This is a genomic window from Aedoeadaptatus ivorii, from assembly GCF_900638585.1.
GTDB classification, from domain to species: Bacteria; Bacillota; Clostridia; order Tissierellales; family Peptoniphilaceae; genus Aedoeadaptatus; species Aedoeadaptatus ivorii.
In genome coordinates this window covers 1362420-1387951 of sequence record NZ_LR134523.1, presented here as the reverse complement: position 1 = coordinate 1387951, position 25532 = coordinate 1362420, and the positions used below count along the sequence as shown (strand labels likewise).

21 protein-coding genes, 2 riboswitches and 1 other annotated feature are annotated in these 25532 nt (G+C 56.9%); of the genes, 15 read left to right on the top strand and 6 right to left on the bottom strand.

Annotated features, from left to right (window positions below; genetic code table 11):
• Nucleotides 1-40: 40 nt before the first annotated feature.
• The 3 genes from EL294_RS06920 to gltX all read left to right on the top strand — a co-directional run bounded on the left by EL294_RS06920 (nt 41) and on the right by gltX (nt 4968).
• Nucleotides 41-1588 carry an S-layer homology domain-containing protein gene (locus EL294_RS06920; RefSeq protein WP_126466105.1) on the top strand — a complete coding sequence of 516 codons (1548 nt, stop codon included), beginning with the start codon at nt 41-43 and terminating at the stop codon, nt 1586-1588.
• 1175 nt (nt 1589-2763) lie between these two features.
• Complete coding sequence (locus EL294_RS06915) at nt 2764-3483, top strand: PHP domain-containing protein (RefSeq protein WP_126466104.1); 720 nt, start codon at nt 2764-2766, stop codon at nt 3481-3483.
• 9 nt (nt 3484-3492) lie between these two features.
• A complete protein-coding gene (gltX, locus tag EL294_RS06910; protein ID WP_126466103.1) occupies nt 3493-4968 on the top strand; it encodes a glutamate--tRNA ligase in 1476 nt (491 codons plus the stop codon).
• A gap of 88 nt (nt 4969-5056) precedes the next feature.
• On the opposite strand, the gene EL294_RS06905 is transcribed toward gltX, so the two are convergent.
• The 6 genes from EL294_RS06905 to EL294_RS06880 all read right to left on the bottom strand — a co-directional run bounded on the left by EL294_RS06905 (nt 5057) and on the right by EL294_RS06880 (nt 11027).
• Nucleotides 5057-6157 carry an AI-2E family transporter gene (locus EL294_RS06905; protein ID WP_126466102.1) on the bottom strand — a complete coding sequence of 367 codons (1101 nt, stop codon included), beginning with the start codon at nt 6155-6157 and terminating at the stop codon, nt 5057-5059.
• Nucleotides 6144-6986 (bottom strand): hydrolase, encoded by an 843-nt coding sequence (locus tag EL294_RS06900; RefSeq protein WP_232006467.1) that lies wholly within the window; start codon nt 6984-6986, stop codon nt 6144-6146. Before EL294_RS06900 ends, EL294_RS06905 begins: the two co-directional genes overlap by 14 nt.
• A 387-nt stretch (nt 6987-7373) precedes the next feature.
• Nucleotides 7374-8240 (bottom strand): MetQ/NlpA family ABC transporter substrate-binding protein, encoded by an 867-nt coding sequence (locus tag EL294_RS06895; RefSeq protein ID WP_126466101.1) that lies wholly within the window; start codon nt 8238-8240, stop codon nt 7374-7376.
• Between the two features lie 177 nt (nt 8241-8417).
• Nucleotides 8418-9296 (bottom strand): MetQ/NlpA family ABC transporter substrate-binding protein, encoded by an 879-nt coding sequence (locus tag EL294_RS06890; RefSeq protein ID WP_126466100.1) that lies wholly within the window; start codon nt 9294-9296, stop codon nt 8418-8420.
• Between the two features lie 25 nt (nt 9297-9321).
• On the bottom strand, nt 9322-9987 hold the full coding sequence (locus EL294_RS06885; protein WP_126466099.1) for a methionine ABC transporter permease: 666 nt from the start codon (nt 9985-9987) through the stop codon (nt 9322-9324).
• Nucleotides 9987-11027, bottom strand: a complete 1041-nt coding sequence (locus EL294_RS06880) for a methionine ABC transporter ATP-binding protein (protein WP_126466098.1) — start codon at nt 11025-11027, stop codon at nt 9987-9989. Before EL294_RS06880 ends, EL294_RS06885 begins: the two co-directional genes overlap by 1 nt.
• Nucleotides 11028-11099: 72 nt before the next feature.
• Nucleotides 11100-11333 (bottom strand) — a binding site (T-box leader).
• 108 nt (nt 11334-11441) lie between these two features.
• Between EL294_RS06880 and murB the strand changes: the two genes are divergently transcribed.
• From murB to EL294_RS06820, 12 genes are all read left to right on the top strand, one after another.
• Complete coding sequence (gene murB / locus EL294_RS06875; RefSeq protein WP_126466097.1) at nt 11442-12323, top strand: UDP-N-acetylmuramate dehydrogenase; 882 nt, start codon at nt 11442-11444, stop codon at nt 12321-12323.
• Nucleotides 12324-12326: 3 nt separating this feature from the next.
• On the top strand, nt 12327-13172 hold the full coding sequence (gene rapZ, locus EL294_RS06870; protein WP_126466096.1) for an RNase adapter RapZ: 846 nt from the start codon (nt 12327-12329) through the stop codon (nt 13170-13172).
• Complete coding sequence (locus tag EL294_RS06865; RefSeq protein WP_126466095.1) at nt 13165-14175, top strand: gluconeogenesis factor YvcK family protein; 1011 nt, start codon at nt 13165-13167, stop codon at nt 14173-14175. The genes rapZ and EL294_RS06865 overlap by 8 nt, the downstream gene beginning before the upstream one ends.
• A 28-nt stretch (nt 14176-14203) precedes the next feature.
• Nucleotides 14204-15163 carry a DNA-binding protein WhiA gene (gene whiA, locus EL294_RS06860; protein ID WP_126466094.1) on the top strand — a complete coding sequence of 320 codons (960 nt, stop codon included), beginning with the start codon at nt 14204-14206 and terminating at the stop codon, nt 15161-15163.
• Nucleotides 15150-15407: an HPr family phosphocarrier protein gene (locus EL294_RS06855; protein WP_126466092.1), complete on the top strand. Its 258-nt coding sequence runs from the start codon at nt 15150-15152 to the stop codon at nt 15405-15407. Before whiA ends, EL294_RS06855 begins: the two co-directional genes overlap by 14 nt.
• Before the next feature lie 57 nt (nt 15408-15464).
• Nucleotides 15465-18896 (top strand): DNA polymerase III subunit alpha, encoded by a 3432-nt coding sequence (locus tag EL294_RS06850; protein WP_126466090.1) that lies wholly within the window; start codon nt 15465-15467, stop codon nt 18894-18896.
• 7 nt (nt 18897-18903) lie between these two features.
• The gene (locus EL294_RS06845; protein ID WP_126466089.1) at nt 18904-19860 is read left to right on the top strand and encodes an ATP-dependent 6-phosphofructokinase; all 957 of its coding nucleotides are present in this window, start codon (nt 18904-18906) and stop codon (nt 19858-19860) included.
• A 9-nt stretch (nt 19861-19869) separates the two neighbouring features.
• A complete protein-coding gene (pyk, locus tag EL294_RS06840) occupies nt 19870-21615 on the top strand; it encodes a pyruvate kinase (protein ID WP_126466087.1) in 1746 nt (581 codons plus the stop codon).
• A 69-nt stretch (nt 21616-21684) separates the two neighbouring features.
• Nucleotides 21685-21779: riboswitch (THF riboswitch) on the top strand.
• Nucleotides 21780-21809: 30 nt separating this feature from the next.
• Nucleotides 21810-22316 carry a folate family ECF transporter S component gene (locus EL294_RS06835; RefSeq protein ID WP_126466085.1) on the top strand — a complete coding sequence of 169 codons (507 nt, stop codon included), beginning with the start codon at nt 21810-21812 and terminating at the stop codon, nt 22314-22316.
• Nucleotides 22317-22365: 49 nt separating this feature from the next.
• A complete protein-coding gene (locus tag EL294_RS06830; protein WP_126466083.1) occupies nt 22366-22671 on the top strand; it encodes a DUF4298 domain-containing protein in 306 nt (101 codons plus the stop codon).
• Nucleotides 22672-22679: 8 nt separating this feature from the next.
• Nucleotides 22680-23474, top strand: a complete 795-nt coding sequence (gene zupT, locus EL294_RS06825; RefSeq protein ID WP_126466081.1) for a zinc transporter ZupT — start codon at nt 22680-22682, stop codon at nt 23472-23474.
• Between the two features lie 64 nt (nt 23475-23538).
• A riboswitch (Lysine riboswitch) is annotated at nt 23539-23710 on the top strand.
• Between the two features lie 93 nt (nt 23711-23803).
• Nucleotides 23804-25417 carry a Na+/H+ antiporter NhaC family protein gene (locus tag EL294_RS06820; protein ID WP_126466079.1) on the top strand — a complete coding sequence of 538 codons (1614 nt, stop codon included), beginning with the start codon at nt 23804-23806 and terminating at the stop codon, nt 25415-25417.
• Nucleotides 25418-25532 lie beyond the last annotated feature (115 nt).

Sequence of the window (25532 nt, the reverse complement as noted above, 5' to 3'; positions counted from 1 at the left end):
ACGATTTCCTTTCCGTATAATATAAGTAAGGAGGAATAACATGAGAAAACGCGTATTGGTGCTGCTCACCTTGTTGTTTGTATGTGTATCTGTGGGGGTCTATGCCGTAGAGGACATACAGTCGAGCCTGGTGCAAGGATCCACAGCCGGGCTCAAGGCGGGCGCACCCTATACCATGGAGCTGAAACTCGCGCTGCCCGGCGGGTACCGGAATACGTATAAGAGCTTTACGCTCTCATTTTTAATGGATCGGTCGCTGTCGTACAAGAAATCGAGCGTCACCGCATCCGCCGACAAGAGCGCCTACCGGGTGATGCACTCGTCGACCGAATCGGGACGCGAGATCGTGACGCTGTTGATCGACGATGTGGGCAAGCTGAAGGGACCGGATGTTTCGCTTACGATCGATACAGTGATCAAAAGCGGCGTGAAGGACTTGCGCGCCGTCACCAATACTTATGTAATGAGTACTATAAGTTCTGCGGGCAAGGCGCAGACGGTACAAAAGACCGTAAAGAGCGACGAGAACGCCGCCCCCGCTCCCGCTCCCACGCCGGCCCCCGGCGGCACGGAGTCGGTGGAGCCCGTAATGGTGGGTGAAAATACCTTAAAGGGCAAGGCGGCGCCGGGGACCAAGATCCAGGTCTTTCGGAGCAATACGCGGATCGGGGCGGGCGCTGCCGATTCGAAGGGCAATTTTGCCATTGTCATCAATCCCCAACCGGAAGGCGCCAAGCTCGAGTTTCGCTTTGCGACATCCGGCGGCGAAAAGAAGATCGCGGTCGTCGTCGGCGCGGCAGAAGGCACGGGAGAGACAAGCCCCGCGCACAAGGAGCTGGCGGACTTTCTGCGGGTCTTGGAAGGGGCAAACCGGGACAATCTCGACGAGGTGCAAAAGCTCCAAATCGACGCCGGCATCGCCCGCGCCCGCTACACCCTCGCCAAAAGCGATGTGCCCGATTCGGAACTGAAGGCGGTACTCGGCGATGTAAAGGGTGCCCTCGCCGTGGCGCGGCCCGCCTATGTGACGGGGTACCCGAACAACACCTTCGGCCCCCGAAAGCCCATGACCCGCGGCGAAGTGGCGGCGGTCTTTACCAAGATCTTAAACCACGGCAAGCCCGCAAGCGGCTTTTCGTCTTTCAAAGACGTGGATGAAGGCAAGTGGTACGCCGCTTCGGTGGGCTTTATGGAAAAGCGCGGCATCATCGGCGGTTACAGCGACGGCAGCTTTAAGCCTAACAAATCCATCACCCGGGCGGAATTTGCGAAGATCCTCGCCGGCTACGCGGGCCTTACCCCCGGCGGAAGCGCCCGGTTTTCGGACGTAAAGGGCGGACACTGGGCGGAGGGCTATATCGCCGTCGTCGCCGATCGCGGCTATATGAGCGGACGACGCGAAGGCAAGTTCGACCCCACCGCCGAAATCACCCGCCAAGAAGTGGTGACGGCGATGAACAAGGCGATGCAGCGCACGCCCGATAAGGCCTTTTTGGACACCTACGCCAAAAATCCCTTTAGCGACGTAAAATCAAGTGCCTGGAGCTACTACCAGATCTTAGAAGCCACGGGACAGCCGACGAAATAGACGAAAAGGAAGCTCGAGGGCTTCTTTTTTTTGTGGGGAAAATGACTGCTTGCCTGCCACAGAAGGGGGTGGTGTGATAAAAATATTGTCATCCCGAGCGAAGCGGATTCGGGACGCTCCGTTGGCTATTGCACCCCCAACCCTGTCATCCTGAGCGGAGCGCAGCGGAGTCGGCCGCTCCGTTAGCCAAATCGAAGATTTGGACTGCGCGGCATCTGACCTACGACGAAATCGAAGATTTCTGTTAGGTCATGAATGCATCTCCGTATGCTATTGCAGGTCGAAGGGTTGCGCGGTATCTATTCTGTGTCATATTGCCTGGCACAGAAGGGGCGGTCGTGCGTTTCGGCATCGGCTTCTTTGCTGACGTTATGTAGGGAACGAGATTCTTCGATTCGGAACGAGTTCCTCGCTCAGAATGACAATAGGGGGTGGTCGCGCGCTCCGGCGGGTGCTATTGCGACTCTCTGCCTTGTCATCGTGAGCGGAGTCGGCCGCTACGTTGGCTATTGCACCCCCAACCCTGTCATCCTGAGCGGAGCGAAGCGGAGTCGAAGGATCTCGAGTTAGCTATTGCGGGTTGACTGCTTGCACGGTACTTATTGCGTGTCTTGTTGTTCAAGAAAAGAGTATGTCGTGAGTTTCGGCATCGGCTTCTCCGCGGACTTCACATAGGGAACGAGATTCTTCGACTCGGAATAAATTCCTCGCTCAAATGACAATAGGGGGTGGTTGTGCGTTCCGGCGGGTGCTATTGCGACTCTCTGCCTTGTCATCGTGAGCGGAGTCGGCCGCTACGTTGGCTATTGCACCCCCAACCCTGTCATCCTGAGCGGAGCGAAGCGGAGTCGAAGGATCTCGAGTTAGCTATTGCGGGTTGACTGCTTGCACGGTACTTATTGCGTGTCTTGTTGTTCAAGAAAAGAGTATGTCGTGCGTTTCGGCACGGGCTTCTTTGCTGACGTTATGTAGGGAACGAGATTCTTCGACTCGGAACGGAGTTCCTCGCTCAGAATGACAAAGGGGGGTCGACTGCTTGCATAGTACTTATTGCGCGTCATATTGCCTGCCACAGAAGTGATTGCCGTGCGTTTCGGCATCGGCTTCTTTTTTTCCACGCCTTTCTCCGCATTCGAACGAATGTGCTATAATGGAAAGGATGAAAAGGAGGACTTATGCATTTAGATGTAGATTTGCACACGCATACAATCGCCTCCGGTCACGCATACTCGACCTTGCGGGAAAATATTACCGTAGCAAAAAAGCGCGGGCTGCGCATTTTCGGCACCAGCGATCACTCGAAGGATATGAAGGGCGTGGGCACCAACGCCGCCTTTGCAAACTTTCGGGGGATTCCGCGCTTTATCGAAGGCATACCGGTGCTCTGCGGCGTTGAGGCCAATGTACGGGATGTTTTCGGCAGAATCGATATAGACCTGAACCTCAGGCCGGTGGATTATGCCATCGTTAGTTTGCACAAGCAGTGTATCGCCCCCTCGGATGAAAAGGGCAATACCGACGCGCTGATCAAGGCTTGCACCCACCCGGCGATCAAGATTATCGGCCATCCCGACGACGACCGCTATCCGCTGGATTACGAGCGCTTGTCGGATTTTATCACCGGAAAGAGTCTGTTTTGCGAGGTCAACAATTCTTCGTTAAAACCCCACGGCCCCCGATCGGGCGCCGAGAAGAATTTGGAGACCTTGCTCAAGTTCGGCAAGAAAAAGGGCATGCGCGTGATCGTGGGCAGTGACGCCCATATGGACGTGGACGTAGGAAATTTCGATTTGGCGGAATCGCTTCTGATCCGCATGGACTATCCCGAAGAGTTGATCGTCAACACCTGGGATACCGAAGCGATCCTCGCGGAATTTCCCCTGATGGACAAATAAGGAGGAATCATGAAGGACGTAAGAGTACGGTTTGCGCCGTCTCCCACGGGATATTTGCATATCGGGGGACTCAGAACCGCCGTATACAACTATCTTTACGCCAGACAACACGACGGCAAGTTTTTGCTCCGTATCGAGGATACGGACCGCACCCGCTTTGTGGAAGGGGCGATCGAAAACCTGATCCGCTCGCTCAACTGGTCGGGGATCGAAATCGACGAAGGGGTCGTTTTGCGAGACGGCGAAGTGGCGCAAGTGGGCGATAAGGGGCCCTATATCCAGTCCGAGCGGCTGGAGATCTACCGCAAATACGTGGATCAACTGATCGAATCCGGCCACGCCTACCACTGTTTCTGCAGCAAGGAGCGGTTGGACGCGCTGCGCGAAGAACAAAAGATTAAGGGACAGGTGCCGCGCTACGACGGCCTGTGCCGCTCGATTTCTCCCGAAGAGGCGCAAAAGCGCATCGACGCCGGAGAAGAATACGTCATTCGCCTCAAGCTGCCCCACGACCGGGACATCAGTTTTGAAGACGAGGCGCGGGGCACCATTACCATCAATACCAACGAAATGGACGACCAGGTGCTCATGAAGAGCGACGGCTTTCCCACCTATCACCTGGCGGTGGTGGTGGACGACCACTTGATGGACATCACCCACGTTATCCGCGGGGAAGAGTGGCTGCCTTCTACGCCCAAACACGTCTATCTCTACGAGGCGTTTGGCTGGGAGCCGCCCACCTATATCCACCTGCCGGGCGTTTTGAACAAAGACCACAAAAAGCTCTCCAAGCGCCAAGGCGACGTGTCCGTCGAGGACTTTCGCGGCCACGGCTATTTGCCCGAGGGTCTGGTGAACTACCTGGCACTGGTGGGCTGGTCCCCCGAGGACAATCAGGAGATCTTTTCGATGGACGAGCTGATCGAGGCCTTCGACACCTCGAGAATCGCCCGCACTGGCGGCGTCTTCGACGTCAAAAAACTCGACTGGGTGAACAGCCACTATATGAAAGAGCTCTCTCGCGAGGAACTGCTCGAGATGGCGCTGCCGTATCTTGCGGAAGCGGGCCTTTTGACCGAAGAAGAGGCGAAGAAAGACCCCGAGCGCTATCTGATCCTGATGGATACCATTCAGGAAGGGCTCGACCGACTGGAGCAAGTGCCCGAAGCCTGCGACTTCCTCTATGGCGAATACAAAGTAGAAGAAGAGGCGGCGCTGGAGCAGCTGAAATCCGAAAGCGCCCCCGCGGTGGTAGACGCGCTGAAAGAGATCCTCGAGGGGATGGACGAAATCACCTTCGAAGACGCGCAGGGTCTGATGAAAAAGGTCCAAAAGGCGAGCGGCGTCAAGGGCAAGAACCTCTATATGCCCGCCCGCGCGGCCATGACCGGAAACGTACACGGCCCAGAACTCAGTAATATCATTTATCTTTTGGGCAAAGACGAAATCCTCGACCGCCTCGAGAAGGCAAAAGCATATATGTAAGAGAATCCCCTCCTCGCGAGGGGTTTTTTTGCGCGCAAATTCGATTTTCGGCACAAAAAAGATCCCCGGCGCAGGGGATCTTGTGACTTTAGAGGTCATTCGCATTCGGACTGCCCTCTTCGGGGATGGGGCACTGGGCGCCTTTGTGGTAGCGCTCCGCGCGGATGCCGTGGATGATGATCTTTAAGACCATATAGAGAGGAGAGGCGATCAAGGCGCCGAGGACGCCGAATAGATTGGCGCAGACCATGACGGCGATGATGACGACAAAGGGGTGGATGTCCAGTCGGCTCCCCATAATATTCGGGGTGATGACATTGCCCTCTAGCTGTTGGACGATGGTGCTGACCACGATCACTTTGACCACCATGGCGAAGTCGATGGTAAGCGCCACCAATACCGCCGGCGCCGCCCCCAAGAAGGGCCCGATAAAGGGGATAAAGTTGAAGATCAGGGCGATGGCGGCGAGGGACAATTTATACGGCAGGCCGATGATGGTATAGCCGATAAACATGAGGACGCCGAGAATCCCCGCCACCAAAATCTGGCCCGAGATATAGGTCTCGAGGGTGCGGTGAATCTGCCCCAGGATGTCCATAATGCGGCTGTAGTATTTGCCGCGGGCGAGATAGTGGATGGTAGCGACCGCTTGTTCTTCGTCCTTTAGGAGATAGAACAGCCCCAAGAGGATCAAGAGGATCAGCGATCCGAAGGTGCCGATATTGCTCAGGAGCCCCCCCAATACATTGGGAATGTTGGAGGCGGAGCTCTGCAGCCAGCTCTCGAACTGGGCGATGTAGCGGTTTAGGGGCACGTAGCGGTTGATCTGTTGAAAGATCTCGGTATCGGAGTAGCGAATCAGCGCCTGCATATCGAGATTCGAGACGAAACTCTGCGCCTGGTTGTAGATCATGCTGATGGTGACGGTAAACAGGCCGATGGTGCAGGCGATAAAGAGCAAAAAGGTGAGCACCGCCGAAAGATCGGGGCGTTTGGTTTTTTTGGCGAGCCAATCCCGTACGGGCCGAAAGGCGTAGAACAGGTAGATCGAGAGGATCAAAGGCGTGGCGAGAAAAATAAAAATATCGTAGACGGGCCCCAAGAACTTTTGCGTGATGCTGAAGAGATAGATAATCAACAGCACCAGCGCGATGTTTACCAGGATGCCCGTGGCATTATTTTTCGCCATTGTCTTCGGCCTCTTTGTCCAACAGTTCGAAGGTGCCCGGCGGGAAGACGAGGTCTTGCTGGTATTCGCGTACGTGGAGTTCGCGGGGATCGTTCTTGAAGGAGTGGTCCACGCTCTTGTTGCGGTAGTCTTCCATCATCGCCTTAAACAGCTCGGAATTCGACGGCGGCGTGTAGGTGATGGAGTTTGCGCCGGCGTCGATGGTGGCGCGAATGTGGTCCTCGTTGTCGCCGCCGGTGGCGATAATGGGAAATTCGCTCCCCACCATGCTGCGGACGTACTGCACCAACTCGGCGGTTTTCTTGCCGCCCGAGATATTGAGAATCCGCGCGCCGGCGTTGATCTTTCCGACGAAGTCGTCGTGCTTGGAGACCACGGTGGCGATAATGGGGATGTCCAGCACCGAATACATTTCGGCGATCACTTCGTTTTCCATGGGGGCGTTTACGACCACGCCGTAGGCGCCCAGGAGTTCGGATTCCAGCGCGATGGACACCGAACGCGCCCCGGTGGTGGTGCCGCCGCCGACGCCTGCGAATACGGGGATCGAACAGCCCTGAATGATAGACTGAATGATCGCCAGTTGCGGCGTAAAGGGATAGACGGCGAATACCGCCTGGGCGTTACAGTTTCGGATAATGGCGATGTCCGTGGAAAAAATCAGGGACTTGAGGCGAATGCCCTGAATGCGGATCCCCGAACAGTTGTAGATCGCCGGGGGCATAAGGACCGGTTTTTTCCGGAGCCCCGATTCGATTTCCGGAACGTATTTTTCTTTGATGACTCTGAATTCGCCCTTGGGCAATTTCGATTTTTTCGTGATCGACATAGCATCTCCTACTTTCCTGTGAAATAGTATAAAGTCGCCTATATTATATCACTGCACCGCCGCCTTTTGCACCCGCGGGCAAAGGGAGCGGGAAGTTTTCCGGCGAAGGTCCGCGGGTTTTCTATAAAAAACGCGTGCATTTTCGGTCTATATGGGTATAATTTTTATTATAGAAACAGGGCAAGGACGAGATAGGTATACGATTCTGCGGGAGGTGAAACACATGGAATCGGTGATGTTCGGCGGCGCGTTTTCGACGATTTGGATTCTCGCAAAGCTGGTCTTTATGGTCTTGGTCGTATACTATTTGGCAAAGATCGCCAAAAAATAAGAAGAAATCCTCCCCGCCGCAATGCGCGATGGGGAGGATTTTTGCGTTTTGTAAAATCACTGTCCGGGCCGATAGTTCGGGTCGGTGGTGTCCGTTGCGTCGGGGATGTCGAGCTTCCAGGCCATAAGCTGGCTCTTTTCGTAGAGGGCGTCGTTCAATTCCGCCACTGCTTCGGTTTGGTAGTAGCCGACGACTTTTTTGTAGAGTGCATTGTCCCTGTCTTCCGGCCGGGCGACGACGTAGTTGATATAGGGCGCGGACTTTTCGTCGGCGGGCTCCATAAAGATCGCGTCGTCTTTGGGAGTAAGCCCCGCGTCGATGGCGAGATTGGTGTTGATCACCGCCGCATCCACATCGGGGAGGGCGCGCGCCACCTGGGTGGCGTCGAGTTCGTCGATGGAGAGGTTCTTGGGGTTTTCGGCGATGTCCGATACGGTGGGCGATACCCCCGCGTCGTCGTTTAGGGCGATCAGCCTCGCGGTCTCGAGCAAGATCAGCGCCCGTCCGCCGTTGGTGGCGTCGTTGGGGATGGCGATCTTTCCGCCTTGGGGCACGTCCGCGAGGTCTTTGACCTTTTGCGAATAGGCGCCGATGGGCGAGAGGAAGGTGCGGCCGATGGGCACGAGATCAGTCCCCTTGTCCTTGTTGTAGGCGTCGAGGAATGCCTTGTGCTGAAAGGCGTTCAGATCGGTGTCGCCGTTTACCAGGGCGTCGTTGGGGGTGTTGTAGTCGGAGAAGGGCACGAGTTCGATCTCGATGCCGTCTTTTTTCGCGAGTTCCGCGGCTTTTTCCCAAAGGCGCTGGTCGTCGCCGACCACGCCCAGGCGCACTTTTTGTGCGGAGGACGTGCCGCCTGCGCTGCAACCGGTGAGGAGCAGGGCGGCGACGAGGACGATGGCGGACAGTTTCTTCAAAATATGCATGGTAAGATCCCTTTCTGTGTTGCAATGGTTCCGTGGGGTTCGGCGTTCGCTTTCGTGGTGACGTCCGCGCCCTTCGCACCCGCCCGGAGCATTGCCGGGATCAGGTAGTCGAAAGACGGGACGAGCGCATTCGTTCGTTTGTCGTCATGCTGTCTTCCTCTCTTTTATGCATTGGGGTTATTTAGCTTCGGTCTTTCCGTCTTCGTATTGGGCGAGGTTTTCCAGATCCAGCTTCCAGGCGGCGTATTGGCTGCCCTTATAGAGTTCTTGGAGCAGTTCGTCCACTTCGTCGGTTTGGTAATAGCCGACAACTTTTTTGTAGAGTTCGTTATCCTTGTCTTCCGCCCTTGCCACCACATAGTTGATATAGGGGGCGATGTTTTCGCTCATCTCTTCTACATAGATGGTGTCTTTGCGGGGGTCGAGGCCCGCATCGACGGCCATATTGCCGTTGATGACGGCGGCGTCCACGTCGGGGAGGGAGCGCGCCACTTGGGCGGCGTCGAGTTCTTCGATTTGGATGTTTTTAGGGTTTTCTGCCACATCACCGATCGCCGGGGTGAGGCCCGCATCGTCTTTGAGTTGGATGACGCCGGCTTGTTCCAGTACCAAGAGGGCGCGGCCGCCGTTGGTGGTATCGTTGGGGATGGCGACTTTGGCGTTTTCGGCGAGGTCCTTTAAGTCCTTGATCTTTTCGGAATACACACCGATGGGGGAGAGATAGGTCATGCCGATGGGCACGAGGTCGGTGTTTTTGTCCTTGTTATAGGCGTCGAGGAATGCCTTGTGTTGGAAGGCGTTTAAGTCCAGTTCGCCGTTGGCGAGGGCGTCGTTGGGGGTGTTGTAGTCGTTAAAGACCACGATGTCCAAGGTGACGCCGTCTTCTTTGGCGGTCTCTGCCGCCTTTTCCCAAAGGCGTTGGTCGTCGCCGACCACGCCGATCTTTACGGTGTCTTGGGCGCCGCCGTCGGCTTTCTTTTCGCCACCGGCACAGCCGGTGAGCACCAGGGCTGAAAGCAGGGCGATTGCGGTGATTTTTTTCCATAGATGTTTCATACAAGGTCTCCTTTCAAAGGGATATTTAGTGTTGTATCTTCTTCACCCAGAAGTCGAAGAGCGCTTGGGTGATAAATACCAGAATCAGAATCAGCACCGTAGAGACGATGATGATGTCGTTTTGGAAGCGGTTGTAGCCGCGGGTGATGGCGAGGTTGCCGAGGCCCCCCGCGCCCACCGCCCCCGCCATGGCGGTCAGGCCGATCAGGCTGATGACGGTCATGGCGCTGGCGCGCAAGATGGCGGGAAGCCCCTCCTTCATATACACGCCGAAGACGATGTCTAAGGGCGAATCGCCCATGGATTCTGCCGCTTCGATAATGCCGGGGTCCACTTCCGCCAGGGCGTTTTCGATCTGCCGCGCGTAAAAGGGCATACTGCCGAATACCAAAGGTACGATGGCGGCGGTGTTGCCGATGGTGGTGTGTACGATGGCGCGGGTAATGGGCGAGATCAGCGCCAAGAGGATGACGAAGGGGATGGAGCGAAAGATGTTTACGAATTTGTCGAGCACCCAGTAGAGCCGCTTGTTTTCCAGCAGGCCCCCTTCTTTGGTGAGGGTGAGGACAAAGCCCGTAATCATCCCCAATACGCCGGCGATCAGCGAGGTGACCAGCACCATATACAAGGTCGCGCCGGTCTCTACGACGAAGTCGCCCTTCGATGCGATGACATTGGAAAAGAATTCCATTATTCCACCTCCTTATACAATACTCTTAGTTGTACGCCGTGTTCGATCATATAGGCCTTTGCCGCCGATACGCTGTCGGGATCGCCCTCGAAGAGGACCACGAGGTTTCCGAAGGGGATATCCTCCAAAAATTCGATATTGCCCGAGAGAATATTGGTCTTTACGCCGAATTTGGTAAAGACGTCGTTGAGAATCGGCTCGGTGGCGGAGAGGCCGATGTAGCGCAGGTGAATCAGCTCGCTGTCCGGATCGCTCTGTGCCAAAAGGCCGTGGGTGCGTAGCTTTTCGATGGTCTCGTCCCAGTGGCTTGCGGTGTTTACGAACTGGCGGGTAATGGTCTCTTTCGGATCGGCGAAGATGTTTACCAAAGAGCCCGCCTCGACGACCTTGCCCGATTCCATCACGGCGACCTTATTGCAGATCTCCTTGACCGCCTGCATTTCGTGGGTGATGAGGACGATGGTAAGGCCCATCTCGCGGTTCAGCCGCTTTAAGAGGTGCAGGATCGAGGTGGTGGTACGCGGGTCCAGCGCCGAAGTGGCCTCGTCGCAGAGCAAGATCTTGGGGTCGTTGGCGAGGGCGCGGGCGATGGCGACCCGTTGCTTTTGGCCGCCCGAGAGTTCCCGGGGGTATTGCTCGGCCTTTTCGGCGATGCCGACGAGCGTTAAGAGCTTCATCGCCTTTTCCTTCTTTTCCGCCTCGCCGAGGCCGCTGTTTCTGAGGGGATAGAGGACATTGCCCAGGATGGTGCGGGCGTTCATCAGGTTGAAGTGCTGAAAAATCATACCGATCTTTTTGCGCCGCGCGCGCAACTCCTTGACCGAAAGTTCGGTGAGGTCTTCGCCGGCGACGACGACCTTGCCCGCGCTGGGGGGCTGCAGCAGATTGATGGTGCGTACCAGGGTGGACTTGCCCGCCCCGGAGTAGCCGACGATGCCGAAGACATCGCCCTTTTCCACCCGGAGGGAGACATCGTCCACCGCCGTAAATTGTCGTCCGCCCTTTTCAAATACGACGGAAATATTCTGTAAGTCGATCAAAATATCCTCTCCTTCGATCGGCCGATGCCGATCCGAATCTATTCATAAAAAAAGCCCTCTTCCCGCGATCGGGAAAAGGGCGAAATGTATCGCGTTACCACCTTTTTTTACGGAAACCTCGCGATTTCCGACTCGAAGAGTACCATCATACTCCGGCGCTGTAACAGGCGCACCTGTAAGGACCTCATATCGATCCTTAGAGTCGGGGGCCATATTCCCTCGAAGATCCAAACCGCTTCTCTCACCAAACAAAGCTTCTCTGTAGTCCGATACTTCTCGAGGTACTCTCCCCGTCAAACTCGATGGATCCAGTGTATCAAGGGGCTCGCAAAACTGTCAAGTGTTTTTTAGACATTTCTTGGCATTCCTTTGATACAATAGTACCAACGGTAAAAGTACAGGAGGTAAGAAACGATGCACCGAAAATTTTCGGAGAATATGCGGGAACAGTTCCCCATGAAAGAAGTCACGAGTTTTCAGATCGGCGGCGCCGTGGATTATTTTATCGAGCCCGTCGACGAAGAGGAGCTGTCCGCGGCGATCGGCGCCTTGGAAGAAGAAAAGATCCCCTGGATGGTGATGGGAAAGGGCACCAATATGCTCGTTTCCGATCGGGGAATCCGGGGCGCGGTGGTGCGCTTGGAGAAGAATTTTGAAGAGGTGCGCGTAGAAGGCGATCGAGTGATCGCACAGAGCGGCGCGTCCCTTCGCAAGGTCGCCGAAGCGGCGCGGGATGCGCGTCTTTGTGGCCTGGAATTCGCCCACGGGATTCCCGGTGCGATCGGCGGCGCCATGACGATGAACGCCGGCGCCTATGGCGGCGAGATGAAAGATGTGGTAGAGACGGTGCGCGCCATGGACCGCGCGGGGAACATTCGCGTCTATACCAACGACGAGATGCACTTTCGCTACCGCAACAGCCGGGTCTACGAGGAGGGACTGATTGTCCTCGAGGCGACCTTCCGCCTCGTTCCCGGCGAAAAAGACGCCATCACCGAAAAAATGGAAGAACTGTGGCAGCGCCGGCTCGACAAACAGCCCCTGGAATACCCCTCGGCGGGCAGTACCTTTAAGCGGCCCGAAGGGCACTATGCGGGCCAGTTGATCGATCTCGCGGGGCTCCGGGGGCTTACCCACGGTGGCGCCCAGGTATCCGAAAAACACTGCGGCTTCGTCATCAACCGGGGCGGGGCCACCTGCAAGGACGTGGTGGAGCTGATCCGCACGGTGCAGGAAGCGGTCTATGCCAAACACGGCGTGGAACTGGAGACGGAAGTCAAAGTCTTAGGAGAATAATCGATGAAACTCTTGGTCATCACCGGCCTTTCCGGTGCGGGAAAGTCCCAGGCGCTCAAGGCGGCGGAGGATATGGGCTACTACTGCGTGGACAATCTGCCCCCGGCGCTGTTTCCCAAGTTTATAGAGATGGTGGAAGAGGCGCAGATGCCCCTGGTGGCCCTCGCCCTCGATATACGGAGCGGCCTGTTTTTTAAGGAGCTCGACGTCGCCATCGACACCCTAAACCGCGAGGTGGGCGATGTGACGGTGGTCTATCTCGAGGCGGACAGCCACGTGCTGATCAAGCGATTTAAGGAACTTCGCCGGCCCCACCCCCTGAGTTCCACCTTGGAGCGGGGCATCGAAGAGGAAAAAAAGCGGATGCAGCCCCTTCGGGAGCGCGCCGACCATATTATCGACACCTCGCATCTCACCAATTACAATCTAAAGCTGCGGCTAAAGAGCATTCTGCGCCAAGAACAGGGCACTTTGGGCCTTTCGGTGATCTCTTTCGGCTTCAAACACGGCATTTTGGAAGAGGCGGATCTCGTCTTCGATATGCGCTTTTTGCCGAACCCCTTTTATGTGCCGGCGCTCAAGCCCTTTAGCGGCATGAGCGAAAAGACCGCCGATTACGTATTGGAGCGGCCCGAGGCGCAGGCGTTTTTGGATTGGGTCGAAGGCTATATCGTAAAATTCGGCGACTGTTATGTCAAAGAAGGCAAGGATATGCTCACCATCGGGATCGGCTGTACGGGCGGCTATCACCGCTCCGTCGCCGTGGCCGAGGCGCTGACGAAGCGTTTTAACGACGCGGGATACTCGGTGGTGGCGGGGCATCGGGATCTGGGGCGCGGCCATGCGTGATCCTCGATTTGTGGTGATCGGCGGCGGCACGGGCATTTCGGTGCTGCTTCGGGGCCTCAAGCGCTTTAGCGAAGAGATCTCCGCCATCGTCACCATGGCCGACGACGGCGGCTCCAGCGGCATGCTGCGCCGCGAATACGGCATGCTCCCGCCGGGGGATGTGCGCAACTGCCTGGTGGCGCTCGCCAATGCCGAGCCTTCCTTAAAAAACCTGCTCCAGTACCGCTTTGTCGACGGCGAACTGGAAGGGCAGAATATGGGAAACCTCATCATCGCCGCCTTATCGAATATGTACGGCGGCTTTGCCGAAGGGGTGCGCGAAGCGGCGGAGGTCCTTCGCATTACGGGGAAGGTCCTCCCCGTGACCACCGAAAACATCGTCCTATCGGGGCGGATGTCCGACGGCGCTACTGTCGAAGGCGAATCCAAGATCCCCGCCTACGGCGTGCGCGCCGGCGCATCGGTGGAGGAGATTCGCCTCATTCCCCGCAACCCCCGCGCCAACCCCGACTGCATCGAGGCCATCCTTAGGGCGGATATTCTGGTGCTCGGGCCCGGGAGTCTGTATACCTCTTTGATTCCCAATATTTTGGTACCCGAAATCGCCCGCGCCCTCGAAAAGAGCGAGGCGCCCTTGATCTATGTGGCCAATATTATGCAGCAGCGGGGCGAAACCCGGGGCATGCGCCTTACGGATCACCTGACGGCCCTCGCCCGCCACGGCCTTACGCGGCCGGTGGACATCGTGCTCGTAAACGACGAAGCCCCCGATCCCGCCCTTATCGCCCGCTACAAAGACGAGGAGGACGTGGATCCGGTGCCGGTGGAAGAGGCGGAGCTTGAAGGGCTTGCCGAAGCGGGGATCGTCGTCGAACGAGGCGATTTCCTCGACGAGTCTTTGGGCTATGTGCGCCACAACGGTCTTTTGGTCGCCCAGCGCCTGTTGGCGGTGGCGGATCGATGCCATGAAAACCGTTGCGTAGGCAGGAAATCTGGACTATAATGGAACTCGGGAAAGGATCGAGGACGAAGTGAGTTTTTCGAAAGACGTAAAAAATGAATTGGCGCGCGTTCCCATGCACGATATGGAAATCGTCGAGGCGGAACTCGCCGCTTACATTCGCACCTGCGGCGTAATTTCTTTGACGAAAGACCTGAATATCGGGCTTTCCTTCGTCACCGAAAACGCGCCCGTCGCCCGACGCATCGTATCCGTCTTAAAGCGGGTGACCGACAGCGGGGTCGAGGTAATGCAGTCGAAGAATCTGCAGCTGAAGAGAAACAAGCACTATAAAATTCGCGTCGAAGACCTCGACTCGGTCCAGGCCTTACTTATGGATAGCGATTTCCTCAGACAGGACAATGTCTTCCAGATGAACTACACTTTGGACGCAAAATTTTTAAGAAGCGCCGATGCGATCCGCGCCTATATTCGCGGCTGTTTCTTGGGGGCGGGTTCGATTACCGCACCCACCAAGCGCTACCATCTGGAGTTTATTACCCACGACCGCACGCACGGCGCGGATCTGTGCAAGTGGTTGAACCGAGTACAACTCGGCGCAAAGGGCATATATAGAAAAGACGACTATATCGTCTATATCAAGGAAGCGGAAAAAATTTCCGATTTGCTCGCCTTTATGGGCGCGAGCCGATCCGTACTGGAATTCGAATCCGCGCGGGTCGTAAAAGACGTGCGCAATTCGGTAAATCGACTGGTCAACTGCGAGACGGCCAATCTCACCAAGACGGTGGATGCCAGCGCGCGGCAGGTCGAAGACATCGAACTGATCGAAAGGATCTACGGCATGGATCGATTGAAAGAAGATGTGCGCCGCGTCGCGGAGCTTCGGTTGTCCCATCCTCAGGCGAGCCTGAAGGAGCTGGGCGCCATGATGCAACCGGCGATGTCGAGAAGCGGCGTCAATCATCGATTTAAGAAGATTCGCGCCTTGGCGGAAAAGCTGAGAGGAGTGTCAAGTGAAAGAGTCTAAGGTTACATTACAAAACGAAGAGGGTTTACACGCAAGGGCTGCGGCGCTGTTTGTGCGTAAAGCGAACCAATTTGCCTCGGAAATCACCATCCTCCGAAACGGCGAAGAAGTCAACGGCAAGAGCATTATCGGGATTATGAGCCTGGGGGTCTTCTCGGGACAGGAGATCGTGCTCCGCGCCGACGGCGCCGACGAGGACGAGGCTGTCGAGGGACTGGTCGCCTTCGTCAAAGAAGAACTGTAAACGCATTCCAAAGAGTTGCCGCAAGACAACTCTTTTTTTATTTAGAGGGGAAACAGTATGAAACCGTTCGTACACTTGCATTTGCACTCGGAGTACTCGCTGTTGGACGGCTTTACCAAGCTCGACGAGCTCTGCCGCCACACCAAAGAACTGGGAATGGACGCCGTGGCGCTCACCGATCACGGAAATATGTTCGGCATGGTCGCCTTCTACAAGGCGGCGAAGGCGGCGGGCATAAAGCCCATATTGGGCTGCGAGGTCTATGTTACCCGAAAGGACAAGACCGTGACCGACAAGGACAACCGCCGTTTTCACCTGATTCTGTTGGCGGAAAACCGCACCGGCTACGAGAACTTAATGTCTTTGGTATCGATCGGCTATGTGGAGGGTTTTTACTACAAACCCCGGGTGGATATGGACGATCTCAGGAGAAAGAGCGAGGGCATTATCTGCACCAGCGCCTGCCTGGGCGGGGAAGTGCAGTACGAGCTCTTGCAGGGCAACGAAGCCGCCGCCGAGGAAGCGGCGCGCCGCTACGAGGAGATCTTCGGCGAAGGGAATTTCTTTTTGGAGCTTCAGGACCACGGCATGCGGGAGCAAAAAGAAGTGAATTTGAAGCTGCTGGCGCTCTCCGAAAAGACGGGGATTCCCCTGATCGCCACCAACGACTGCCACTACTTACACAAAGAAGATGCCGACGCCCACGACGCCCTGCTCTGCGTGCAGACGGGTTCGATCCTTGCAGACGGCGATCGCATGCGCTTTCCCACCGACGAGTTCTACGTCAAGAGCCCCGAGGAAATGGCGGCGCTGTTCGATTACGCCCCCGAGGCGCTTCAAAATACGGTGCGAATCGCCGAGCGCTGCAATGTGGAGATGGAGTTTCACAATCTCCACCTGCCCCACTTCGAGTTGCCCGCGGGCTACACCAATACGGGGTATCTGCGCGAACTGGTGGAAAAGGGACTGCGTGCGCGCTACGGCACCATAGACGACACGATACGAAAGCGCGTGGAATTCGAGCTTTCGACCATCGAGTCGATGGGGTATACGGACTATTTTTTGATCGTATGGGATTTTATTCGCTTTGCCCGCTCCCAAGGCATCGAGGTGGGGCCGGGCCGAGGGTCCGCGGCGGGGAGCGTGGTTTCGTATGCGCTCGAGATTATCGACGTGGATCCGCTGAAGTTCGGCCTGCTCTTTGAGCGCTTTTTGAATCCCGAGCGGGTGAGCATGCCCGATATCGACGTGGACTTCTGCTACGAACGGCGCGAGGAGGTCATCGACTACGTCATCGAAAAATACGGGGCGGACCACGTGGCGCAGATCGTCACCTTCGGTACCCTGGGCGCCCGCGCCGCCATCCGCGACGTGGGCCGGGTGATGGATCTGCCCTACGGGCGGGTGGACTATGTGGCGAAGCAGGTGCCCAACGAGCTGAACATCACCTTAAAGCGGGCGCTCGAGATTTCGCCCTCTTTGAAGAAATCTTACGACGAGGACGAAGAGACCCACAAGCTCCTGGACCTCGCGCTTCGCTTAGAGGGCGTGCCCCGGCATACCTCCACCCACGCCGCCGGGGTGGTGATCAGCGAAAACCCCATTACCGACTATGTGCCCCTAACGCGAAACGGCGACATTATCTCGACCCAATTCAATATGATCGAGCTCGAGGAATTGGGCCTGCTCAAGATGGACTTTTTGGGGCTGCGGACCCTCACCGTCATTCGCGACGCCCTCGCCTTTATTCGAAGAGACGAGGGAATCGAGGTGGATTTCGACGCCATCGACTACGACGACCCCGCGGTCCTCGCCCTGTTTCAGCGGGCGCAGACCCTGGGGGTGTTCCAGTTCGAAAGCGGCGGGATGCGCGCCTTTTTGAAGGAACTGAAGCCCACGAAATTTGCGGATCTCGCGGCGGCGAACGCGCTGTTTCGGCCGGGCCCCATGAACCAGATCCCCAAGTTTATCGAATCCAAGCACGACCCCTCGAAGATCAGCTACATTCACCCTTCCCTGGAAGAGATCTTGCGCGAGACTTACGGCTGTATCGTGTACCAGGAACAGGTGATGGAGATCGTGCGAAAGATCGGCGGCTATTCGCTGGGGCAGGCGGATTTGGTGCGCCGCGCCATGAGCAAAAAAAAGATGGTTGTTATGGAACAGGAACGGCAGAATTTTATCTACGGCAGCCTCGACGACGACGGCAATGTGGCGGTGGACGGCGCGATCCGAAACGGGGTGGACGATGCGAGCGCAAACGCGATCTACGATTTGATGATCGACTTTGCGAACTACGCCTTTAACAAATCGCACTCGGTCGCCTACGCGGTGATCGCCTTTCGCACCGCCTGGCTCAAGACATATTATCCCGCGGCCTTTATGGCGGCGCAGATCACCTCGTTTATGTCCGACACCGACCACGTGCGGATGTATATCGAGGAATGTAAGGCGCTGGGGATCGAGATTTTGCCGCCGAATATCAACGAAAGTTACCTGAAGTTCAATGTGGAAGACGGCGCCATACGCTTCGGCCTAAAGGCGGTAAAAAACGTGGGGGCAAACTTTGTGCGCGCCATCGAAACGGCGCGAGAAGATGGGCCCTTTACCTCGATGACTGATTTTATTCGCCGGGTGGAAAAGGCGGCGCCGGGCGCTATGAACAAGCGCTCTATGGAGTCGTTGATCAAGGCGGGCGCCTTCGACGTCTTGGGCGGCAACCGGCCCCAGTACCTCGCGGTCTATGACCGGTATATGGATCACATTCAGGGCGAGGCGAAGCGGAACATTCCCGGCCAGGTGAGCCTGTTCGGGACGGCGGTGCCTTTGGAAGAGAGCCTGCCCAAGCTCAAGGACTTCGACCGCAAGCAGAAACTCGAGTACGAGCGCGAGGTGATGGGGATCTACGTTTCGGGCCACCCGCTGGAGTCCTATACAGAAAGCCTCAAGGTACAGGGAAACACTGATACCGCGCGCATTCGCGAGCGCCTCGAGACACAGGATACGATCTACGGCGTGCGACTGGGCGGCATGCTCCGGGAGACGCGGACCATGGTGACGAAGAAAAACACCATGATGGCCTTCGGCGTGCTGGAAGATTTGTACGGCACCATCGAACTGGTGATATTCCCGCGTACCTACGCCGCCATGGGCCGAGGCGTTTTCGAAGAAGGCAAGCTCCTATTGGTGTCGGGCCGCGTCGAGGGAAGCGATGTGGAAGAGGGCAAGATCCTCGTCGAAGACATTCGCCCTCTCGTGGATCTCGACGATCGGGAAAAGCTCTATATTCGCCTAAAGGATGCGCGCGATCAGAAAGCGGTTGAGGGGATTTTGGAGAAATATTCCGGCTCGCTCCCCGTGGTGCTCTACTTCACCGAGGAGAAAAAGGCGATCGGCCTGCCCGAGAATCTGGCGGTGCGCGTGGACGACGGACTGATCGAGGCGCTAAAGGGGTATATAGATCCCGAAAAGGACCTGATCAGAAAGTGAGGAAGATATGCGGATCGGAATTTTGACCAGCGGCGGCGACGCCCCGGGCATGAACGCGGCGATACGCGCCGTGGTGCGGGGGGCGCGCTACGAGGACATGGAGGTCGTGGGGATCCACAACGGGTTCGACGGCATCTTACACAGGGAGACCGAGGAAATGGACCTTTCGTCGGTGGCCGACATCATCCACCGGGGCGGCACCGTCCTCGGCACCGGGCGCTCCGAGGCGATGATGACGGAAGAAGGCCAAGAACAGGCGCGGGAGAACCTCAAGGCGATGGGGATCGATCACTTGATCGTGATCGGCGGCAATGGCTCCATGGCGGGGGCGCTCGCCCTTTCCAAGCGCGGGCAGTCCGCGGTGTGTATTCCCGCCACCATCGACAACGACCTGGGCTACCAACAGGCGAGCATCGGATTTTATACCGCCATCGAGACCATCACCGATGCCATCGGAAAGATTCGGGACACCTCCAGTTCCCACCGGCGGGCGAATATCGTCGAAGTGATGGGCAGAAAATGCGGCGACCTCGCCCTATGCGCCGGCATCGCGGGCGGCGCGGAAAGTATTTTGGTGCCCGAACTCCCCATGGATGTGGCGCGCATCAAAAACAAGGTGCTCTCCGGCAAGGCGCGAGGCAAGCGGCACCACATTATCCTCGTGACCGAAGGCTTAATCTCGCCCTATGCGCTGGCGGAGGATGTGGAGGCTTCTACCGGCGTAGAAACCCGGGTCACGGTGCTTGGCTATCTGCAGCGCGGCGGTTCGCCTTCGGTGGCCGACCGCATCAACGCATCGCGCCTGGGGACGGCGGCGGTACGCGCCTGTGCCGATGGGCCCGTGTCGATCGCATTGGGTATGAAGAAAGGGGACGTACTCTCTATGGACCTCGCAGAGGCCCTGGAGATCGAAAAGACATTCGACCGCGCGCTCTACGACACATTGGATAAGATTTCCATTTAGGAGGATTCCATGAAAAAGACGAAGATCGTCGCCACCATCGGGCCGGCATCGGCGGACGAGGAGACCCTCGCCGCGCTGATGGGAGAAGGGGTAGACGTCTGTCGCCTCAATTTTTCCCACGGAGACCACGCAAGCCATAAACAGACCATCGACGCCATTAAGCGGGTGCGGGAGGCATTGGAGCTGCCCGTCGCCATTATGCTCGACACCAAGGGACCGGAGATCCGCACCGGCACTTTCTCGGGGGGCGGGGTTACCCTTTCGACGGGAGATGCCTTCAGCCTATACGCCGAGGAGAGAGAAGGCGACGGGGAAGGGGTGTCGATTACATACCCCTCCCTCTGGAAGGACGTGGAGATCGGCCAGCCCATCCTGATCGACGACGGGCTCATCGAACTGCGCACCGTCGCCGTCGAAGAAGGCGTGATCCGCACCGAGGTCGTAAACGGAGGCGAGGTAAGCGACCACAAGGGCATCAATGTGCCCGGCGCTCGCGTCCGGCTGCCGGCGCTTACCGATAAGGACCGGGCGGACATCCTCTTCGGCATTCGAGAAGGGGTCGACTTTATCGCCGCCTCCTTTATCCGCAAAAAAGAGGACCTCTTTGTCATCCGCGAGATCTTGGAACGGAGCGGCGGCGAGGACATTAAGATCATCGCCAAGATCGAAAACCGCCAGGGGATCGAAAACATCGACGAGATTGTAAACCTCGCCGACGGCATTATGGTCGCCCGGGGCGATATGGGCGTCGAGATCGAGACCGAGTACGTGCCCATCGTACAAAAGCGGCTGATCGAAAAATCCATCGCCGAGGGGATTCCCGTCATCACCGCCACCCAAATGCTCGACTCCATGATCCGCAACCCCCGACCCACCCGGGCGGAGGTCAACGACGTCGCCAACGCTATTATCGACGGCACCAGCGCGGTGATGCTCTCGGGCGAGACCGCAAGCGGCAAGTATCCCTTGGCGGCGGTGCGCACCATGGCGAAGATCTGCCGGGTGACCGAGGGGTCGCTGGACTACGACGCCATCTTGAAGAAGGGCGAAAAGTTCAGCTACACCACCACCAATGTGGTGGTCCACAATGCCGTAGAAATGGCGGAAAAGCTCTCGGCCGATGCCATCGTCATCGCCACCGCCACCGGCTACAGTTCGAGAAACCTCTCCAAATTTCGCCCCCGCACCCGGGTCATCGCCGTCACCGAAGACCCGCGCGTATTGCGGCAGATGGGCCTGCAGTGGGGCGTAGAAGGCGTACTCGGCGACAATCGCGGCGAGCATATCTTCGACGACACCGCCAAGGTCGCCAAAAATGCCGGCCGGATCGAAGACGGCGACTTGATTATCATCGTGGCGGGCATTCCCCAAGGCGTGGCGGGAAGCACCAATGTCCTCAAGGTGCACCAAGTCACGACGACGCTGCACAAGGGCATGGGTCTGGGCGGCGGCGTGCACACCGCGCGGGCGCGGATCGTCGCGGGTTCCCAGGACTATGTGCGCGACTTCTCCGACGGCGATATTCTCGTGATTCAAAGCTACCACAAGGATCTCGCCCCGTATCTGCAGCGGGCGGGCGGTCTGGTTTCGGAAGAAGAGGGGCTCACCTCGCCCTCGGCGATCGCGGGGCTGGGACTCGAAAAAACCACGGTCATCGGCGCCAAGGGGATTACCGGCGGCCTAAAACCCGGCAGTATGATCACCGTCAACGGCGATACCGGCGAGATCTTCTTGGGCAATGTAAAGGCGAGATAAAGGATTTTTGCGAGAAAGGGACGCGCGCCCTTGTGGACCGCTCCGAAAGCGACTATAATGGACATCACGAGTAGAGTAGACAAAAGGCGTTAAGTGTTGGGGGATGGGAAGTTGCCTCCAAACGAAGAGAAAGAGGCTCGCTATCTTTTGTCGCATCCGCTGCTGTCCTCTTAAGCGGCTTGAGGAGGAAACAATTGAAAAACACGAAAAAACTGACCTTTTTGGCGGTTATGGTGGCACTGCAGATCGTATTTGCCCGGACGCTGGGGATCGAACTGGGAAACTATCAACGGATCAGCTTTTCCTTTATCCCCGTGACCCTGGCATCGGCGACGCTGGGACCGTGGCTTTCGGGCATCGGCTCGGTGGTCGCGGACATCGTCGGCTATATTTCGAAGCCCACCGGACCGTACTTTCCCGGATTTACCGCGAGTGCGTTTTTGTCCGCCGCCATTTATGGATGGTTTTTCTACAAAAAGCCCTTGACCAAAGGCCGCATCGCCTTGGCCAATGTGGTGGTGACCGTATTTGTAAACATGATTTTGGGCACCTTGTGGCTGAACATACTCTTCGGCAGCGAATTTATACCGCTCCTGATGACAAAAATGCCCTTCCAACTCTTGATGTTGGTGATCAAGATCGTGGTACAAATATTGATCCTGGAAAAGTTGACGAAAGAGGCGTCGCGTCTCTTTCAGTAAAAAGGCGCCGAGAGGCGTTTTTTTATTCGGTTAGTATAAAGGAGGAGAGATGAACGAACAGATCGAACGGGTACAGGCGATGGAAGCGATCCTCAATGCCCAAATCGAAGACATAAAAAACATAGAAAATGCCCTTTCGCGCTTTTTAGAGCGGGCGGACGAATACGAAAAGTTGCGCCGCTATTACGGCAGCAACGAGATGGACGCCGATCTCTCCTATGAGGCGGAAGGCGGCCTCGAAGGCATTCCCCGGGGCGTGCTTTCGGAGGATGCCGTCTATAATATGATGGGTGCGCGCTATGCGCTGGGCCTACAAATGCTCGCGGGCGCCCAAAAGATCTTCGAACAATTTTAGGAGGCAATATGTCCGATATTCTAATCGCGTTTTTGGCGTCCGCCCTCGCCGGCCTCGCCACCATGCTCGGGGCGGTGATCGTATTTTTCACCGACTCCGAAAACAAGAAATTCCTATCCGCCGCCCTGGGCTTTTCCGCCGGCGTGATGATCTATATTTCCTTTATGGAAATGCTCCCCACCGCCAAAGAGCACTTTATGGAAGGCGCCTCCGAAGCGGTGGCGAGTCTGTGGATGCTCGGCGCGTTTTTCGGCGCCATGGCGCTGGTGGGGTTGATCTCGCACTTGGTGCCCGACGCCGATGAGCCCCACGAGATCCGCACCCAAGAGGAAATGGAAGCGCACAAAGAGGATTTGGCGCTCAAAAAAGTCGGCGTCAAAAGCGCCGTCGCCATCGGGGTCCACAACTTTCCCGAGGGCATGGTGACCTTTATGTCGACGGTGGCGAACCCGACTTTGGGCTTTTCGATCGCCGTGGCCATCGCCATCCACAATATTCCCGAGGGGATTGGCGTGGCGGCGCCCATTTATTTTGCGACGGGGGATAAAAAGCGGGCGCTCTGGCTCACGTTTTTAAGCGGATTTTCCGAGCCCGTGGGCGCGCTGATCGCCTATTTTGTCCTGATGCCGTTTTTGAGTCCGTTTCTGTTCGGCATCGTGTTTTCCGCCGTGGCGGGCATTATGGTCTTAATCTCCTTCGACGAACTCTTGCCCGCCTCCCGTGCCTATGGCGAGACCCACCTTTCCTTGTTGGGCCTTATCTTCGGCATGGCGGTGATGGGAATCAGTCTGGTACTTCTCTAGGCGTAAATTTGCTTTTTCCTTGACATTTTCCCACAGGGCGGATATACTCGTTACACAATCGAATTTACATGATAGAGGCGCATTGCACATCAGTACCGCGGATCTCCGGTCAATGGATCGGCGGGAAAGGGTGTCGTGCCGAGGGTCTGGCATTCGTGTCCACGGGTGTCATTCACCGGGACGCAGGAAAATATTCTGCGTACTGTCGTCCACGAGGACGGAGAGCTGTCGTGTCTTTTGAGGTATTCTTTTCATACAGAATTTCAGGAGCCATGACTGCATCATGGCTCTTTTTGTTTCGATTGAAATTCTAAGAAAGGATGTATACCATGAACAACCAAAGAAATTTACGTATCGCATTGATCCTGGCGGCAATCGCCGTCATCGGCAGCTTCTTCGTCGCCGCCTCGGGCGTCGAGACCGCCGCCACCTTCTGGGCGCTGGTGCCCCCGGTGGTGGCCATCACCCTGGCGCTCATCACCAAGGAGGTCTTTCCCTCCCTCTTTGCGGGCATCTTCGTCGGCGCCCTCTTGGCCTCCGGCGGCTCGCTTCCCAAGACCATGGACTATGTCATCAACGAAGGGCTCATCAACTCCATTTCAGGCACGGCGGGGATCTTCCTCTTTCTCGTGCTTTTGGGGATCTTGGTCTCTTTGATCAACAAGAGCGGCGGCACCACCGCCTTTGGAGAATGGGCGGCAAAGCACATCACCTCCCGTAGGGGCGCGCAACTCGCCACCTTCTTCCTCGGAATTTTGATCTTTATCGACGACTACTTTAATTGCCTTACCGCGGGTTCTGTGATGCGGCCCATCACCGACCGCTACAAGATCTCCCGCGCCAAGCTCGCCTATATCATCGACGCCACGGCGGCACCGATCTGTATGATCGCCCCCATCAGTTCCTGGGCGGCGGCGGTCTCGGGCTACGCTTCGGGCACCGGCATGAGCGGCATCACCATGTTCGTCAAGGCGATTCCCTACAACTTCTACTCCCTGTTGACGCTCCTTTTCGTCGTGGTACTGATCATGATGCGCGACGACTTCGGGACCATGCTGAAGTTTGAAGAAGAAGCCCTCGGCGGCGAAGACTCCAGCGCGCTCCTCACCGACGTCACCTCCACCGTACAGAACGACCGCGCCCATATGCGCGATCTCGTGGTGCCGATCCTGTTTTTGATCGTGACCTCGGTATTATCTCTGGTCTATGTCGGCGGATTCTTTGAAGCGGGCGGCGAATTCGCGGGCGATTTTATCGGCGCATTCGGAAACACCGATGCCACCGTGGCGCTCCCCTGGGGCGCGATGATCACCCTGATCTTCACTCTGATCTATTTGATTCTAAGAAAGGTGCTCACCTTCTCGGCGTCCATGGATTGCTTTACCGAAGGCTTTAACTCCATGGTGGCGGCGATTATGATCCTCACCATGGCCACCGCCCTCAAAAATATCTCCAACGACCTGTTGGGCAGCGCCGAGTTCGTGGCGGGCATAATGGGCAATGTGGCGGGAGAACTGCAACTGTTCCTGCCGGCGGTCATCTTCGTCGTCGCGGCGTTTTTGGCCTTCGCCACCGGCACCTCTTGGGGTACCTTCGGGATCTTGATCCCCATCGTCGTCAGCATGTTCGACGTGTCCGACCCTCTGTTCTTTATCGGCCTGTCGGCTTGCCTTGCCGGCGCCGTCTGCGGCGACCACTGCTCGCCCATTAGCGATACCACCATCATGTCCTCCGCCGGGGCGGGCTGCAATCACGTCGATCACGTGTCCACCCAGATTCCCTATGCGGTGATGGTGGCGGCGGCGAGCTTCCTGTCCTACATCGTGGCGGGATTCGTGCAAAATCCGTGGATTCCCCTTATCGTCGGCATCATTACCGTCGGCGGATTTTTGACCTATATGGGGAATCGCAACACCCATAAGGACTTAAGAGAACAACTGTAAAATAGAAGTGAGAGGCATACCGCGCGTATGCCTCTTTTTTTGTGCCGGAAAGGGGGTGGAAGGGGAAAAGGATACGTCGTGCGTTCCGGCACCGGCTTCTCTGCGAACTTTATGT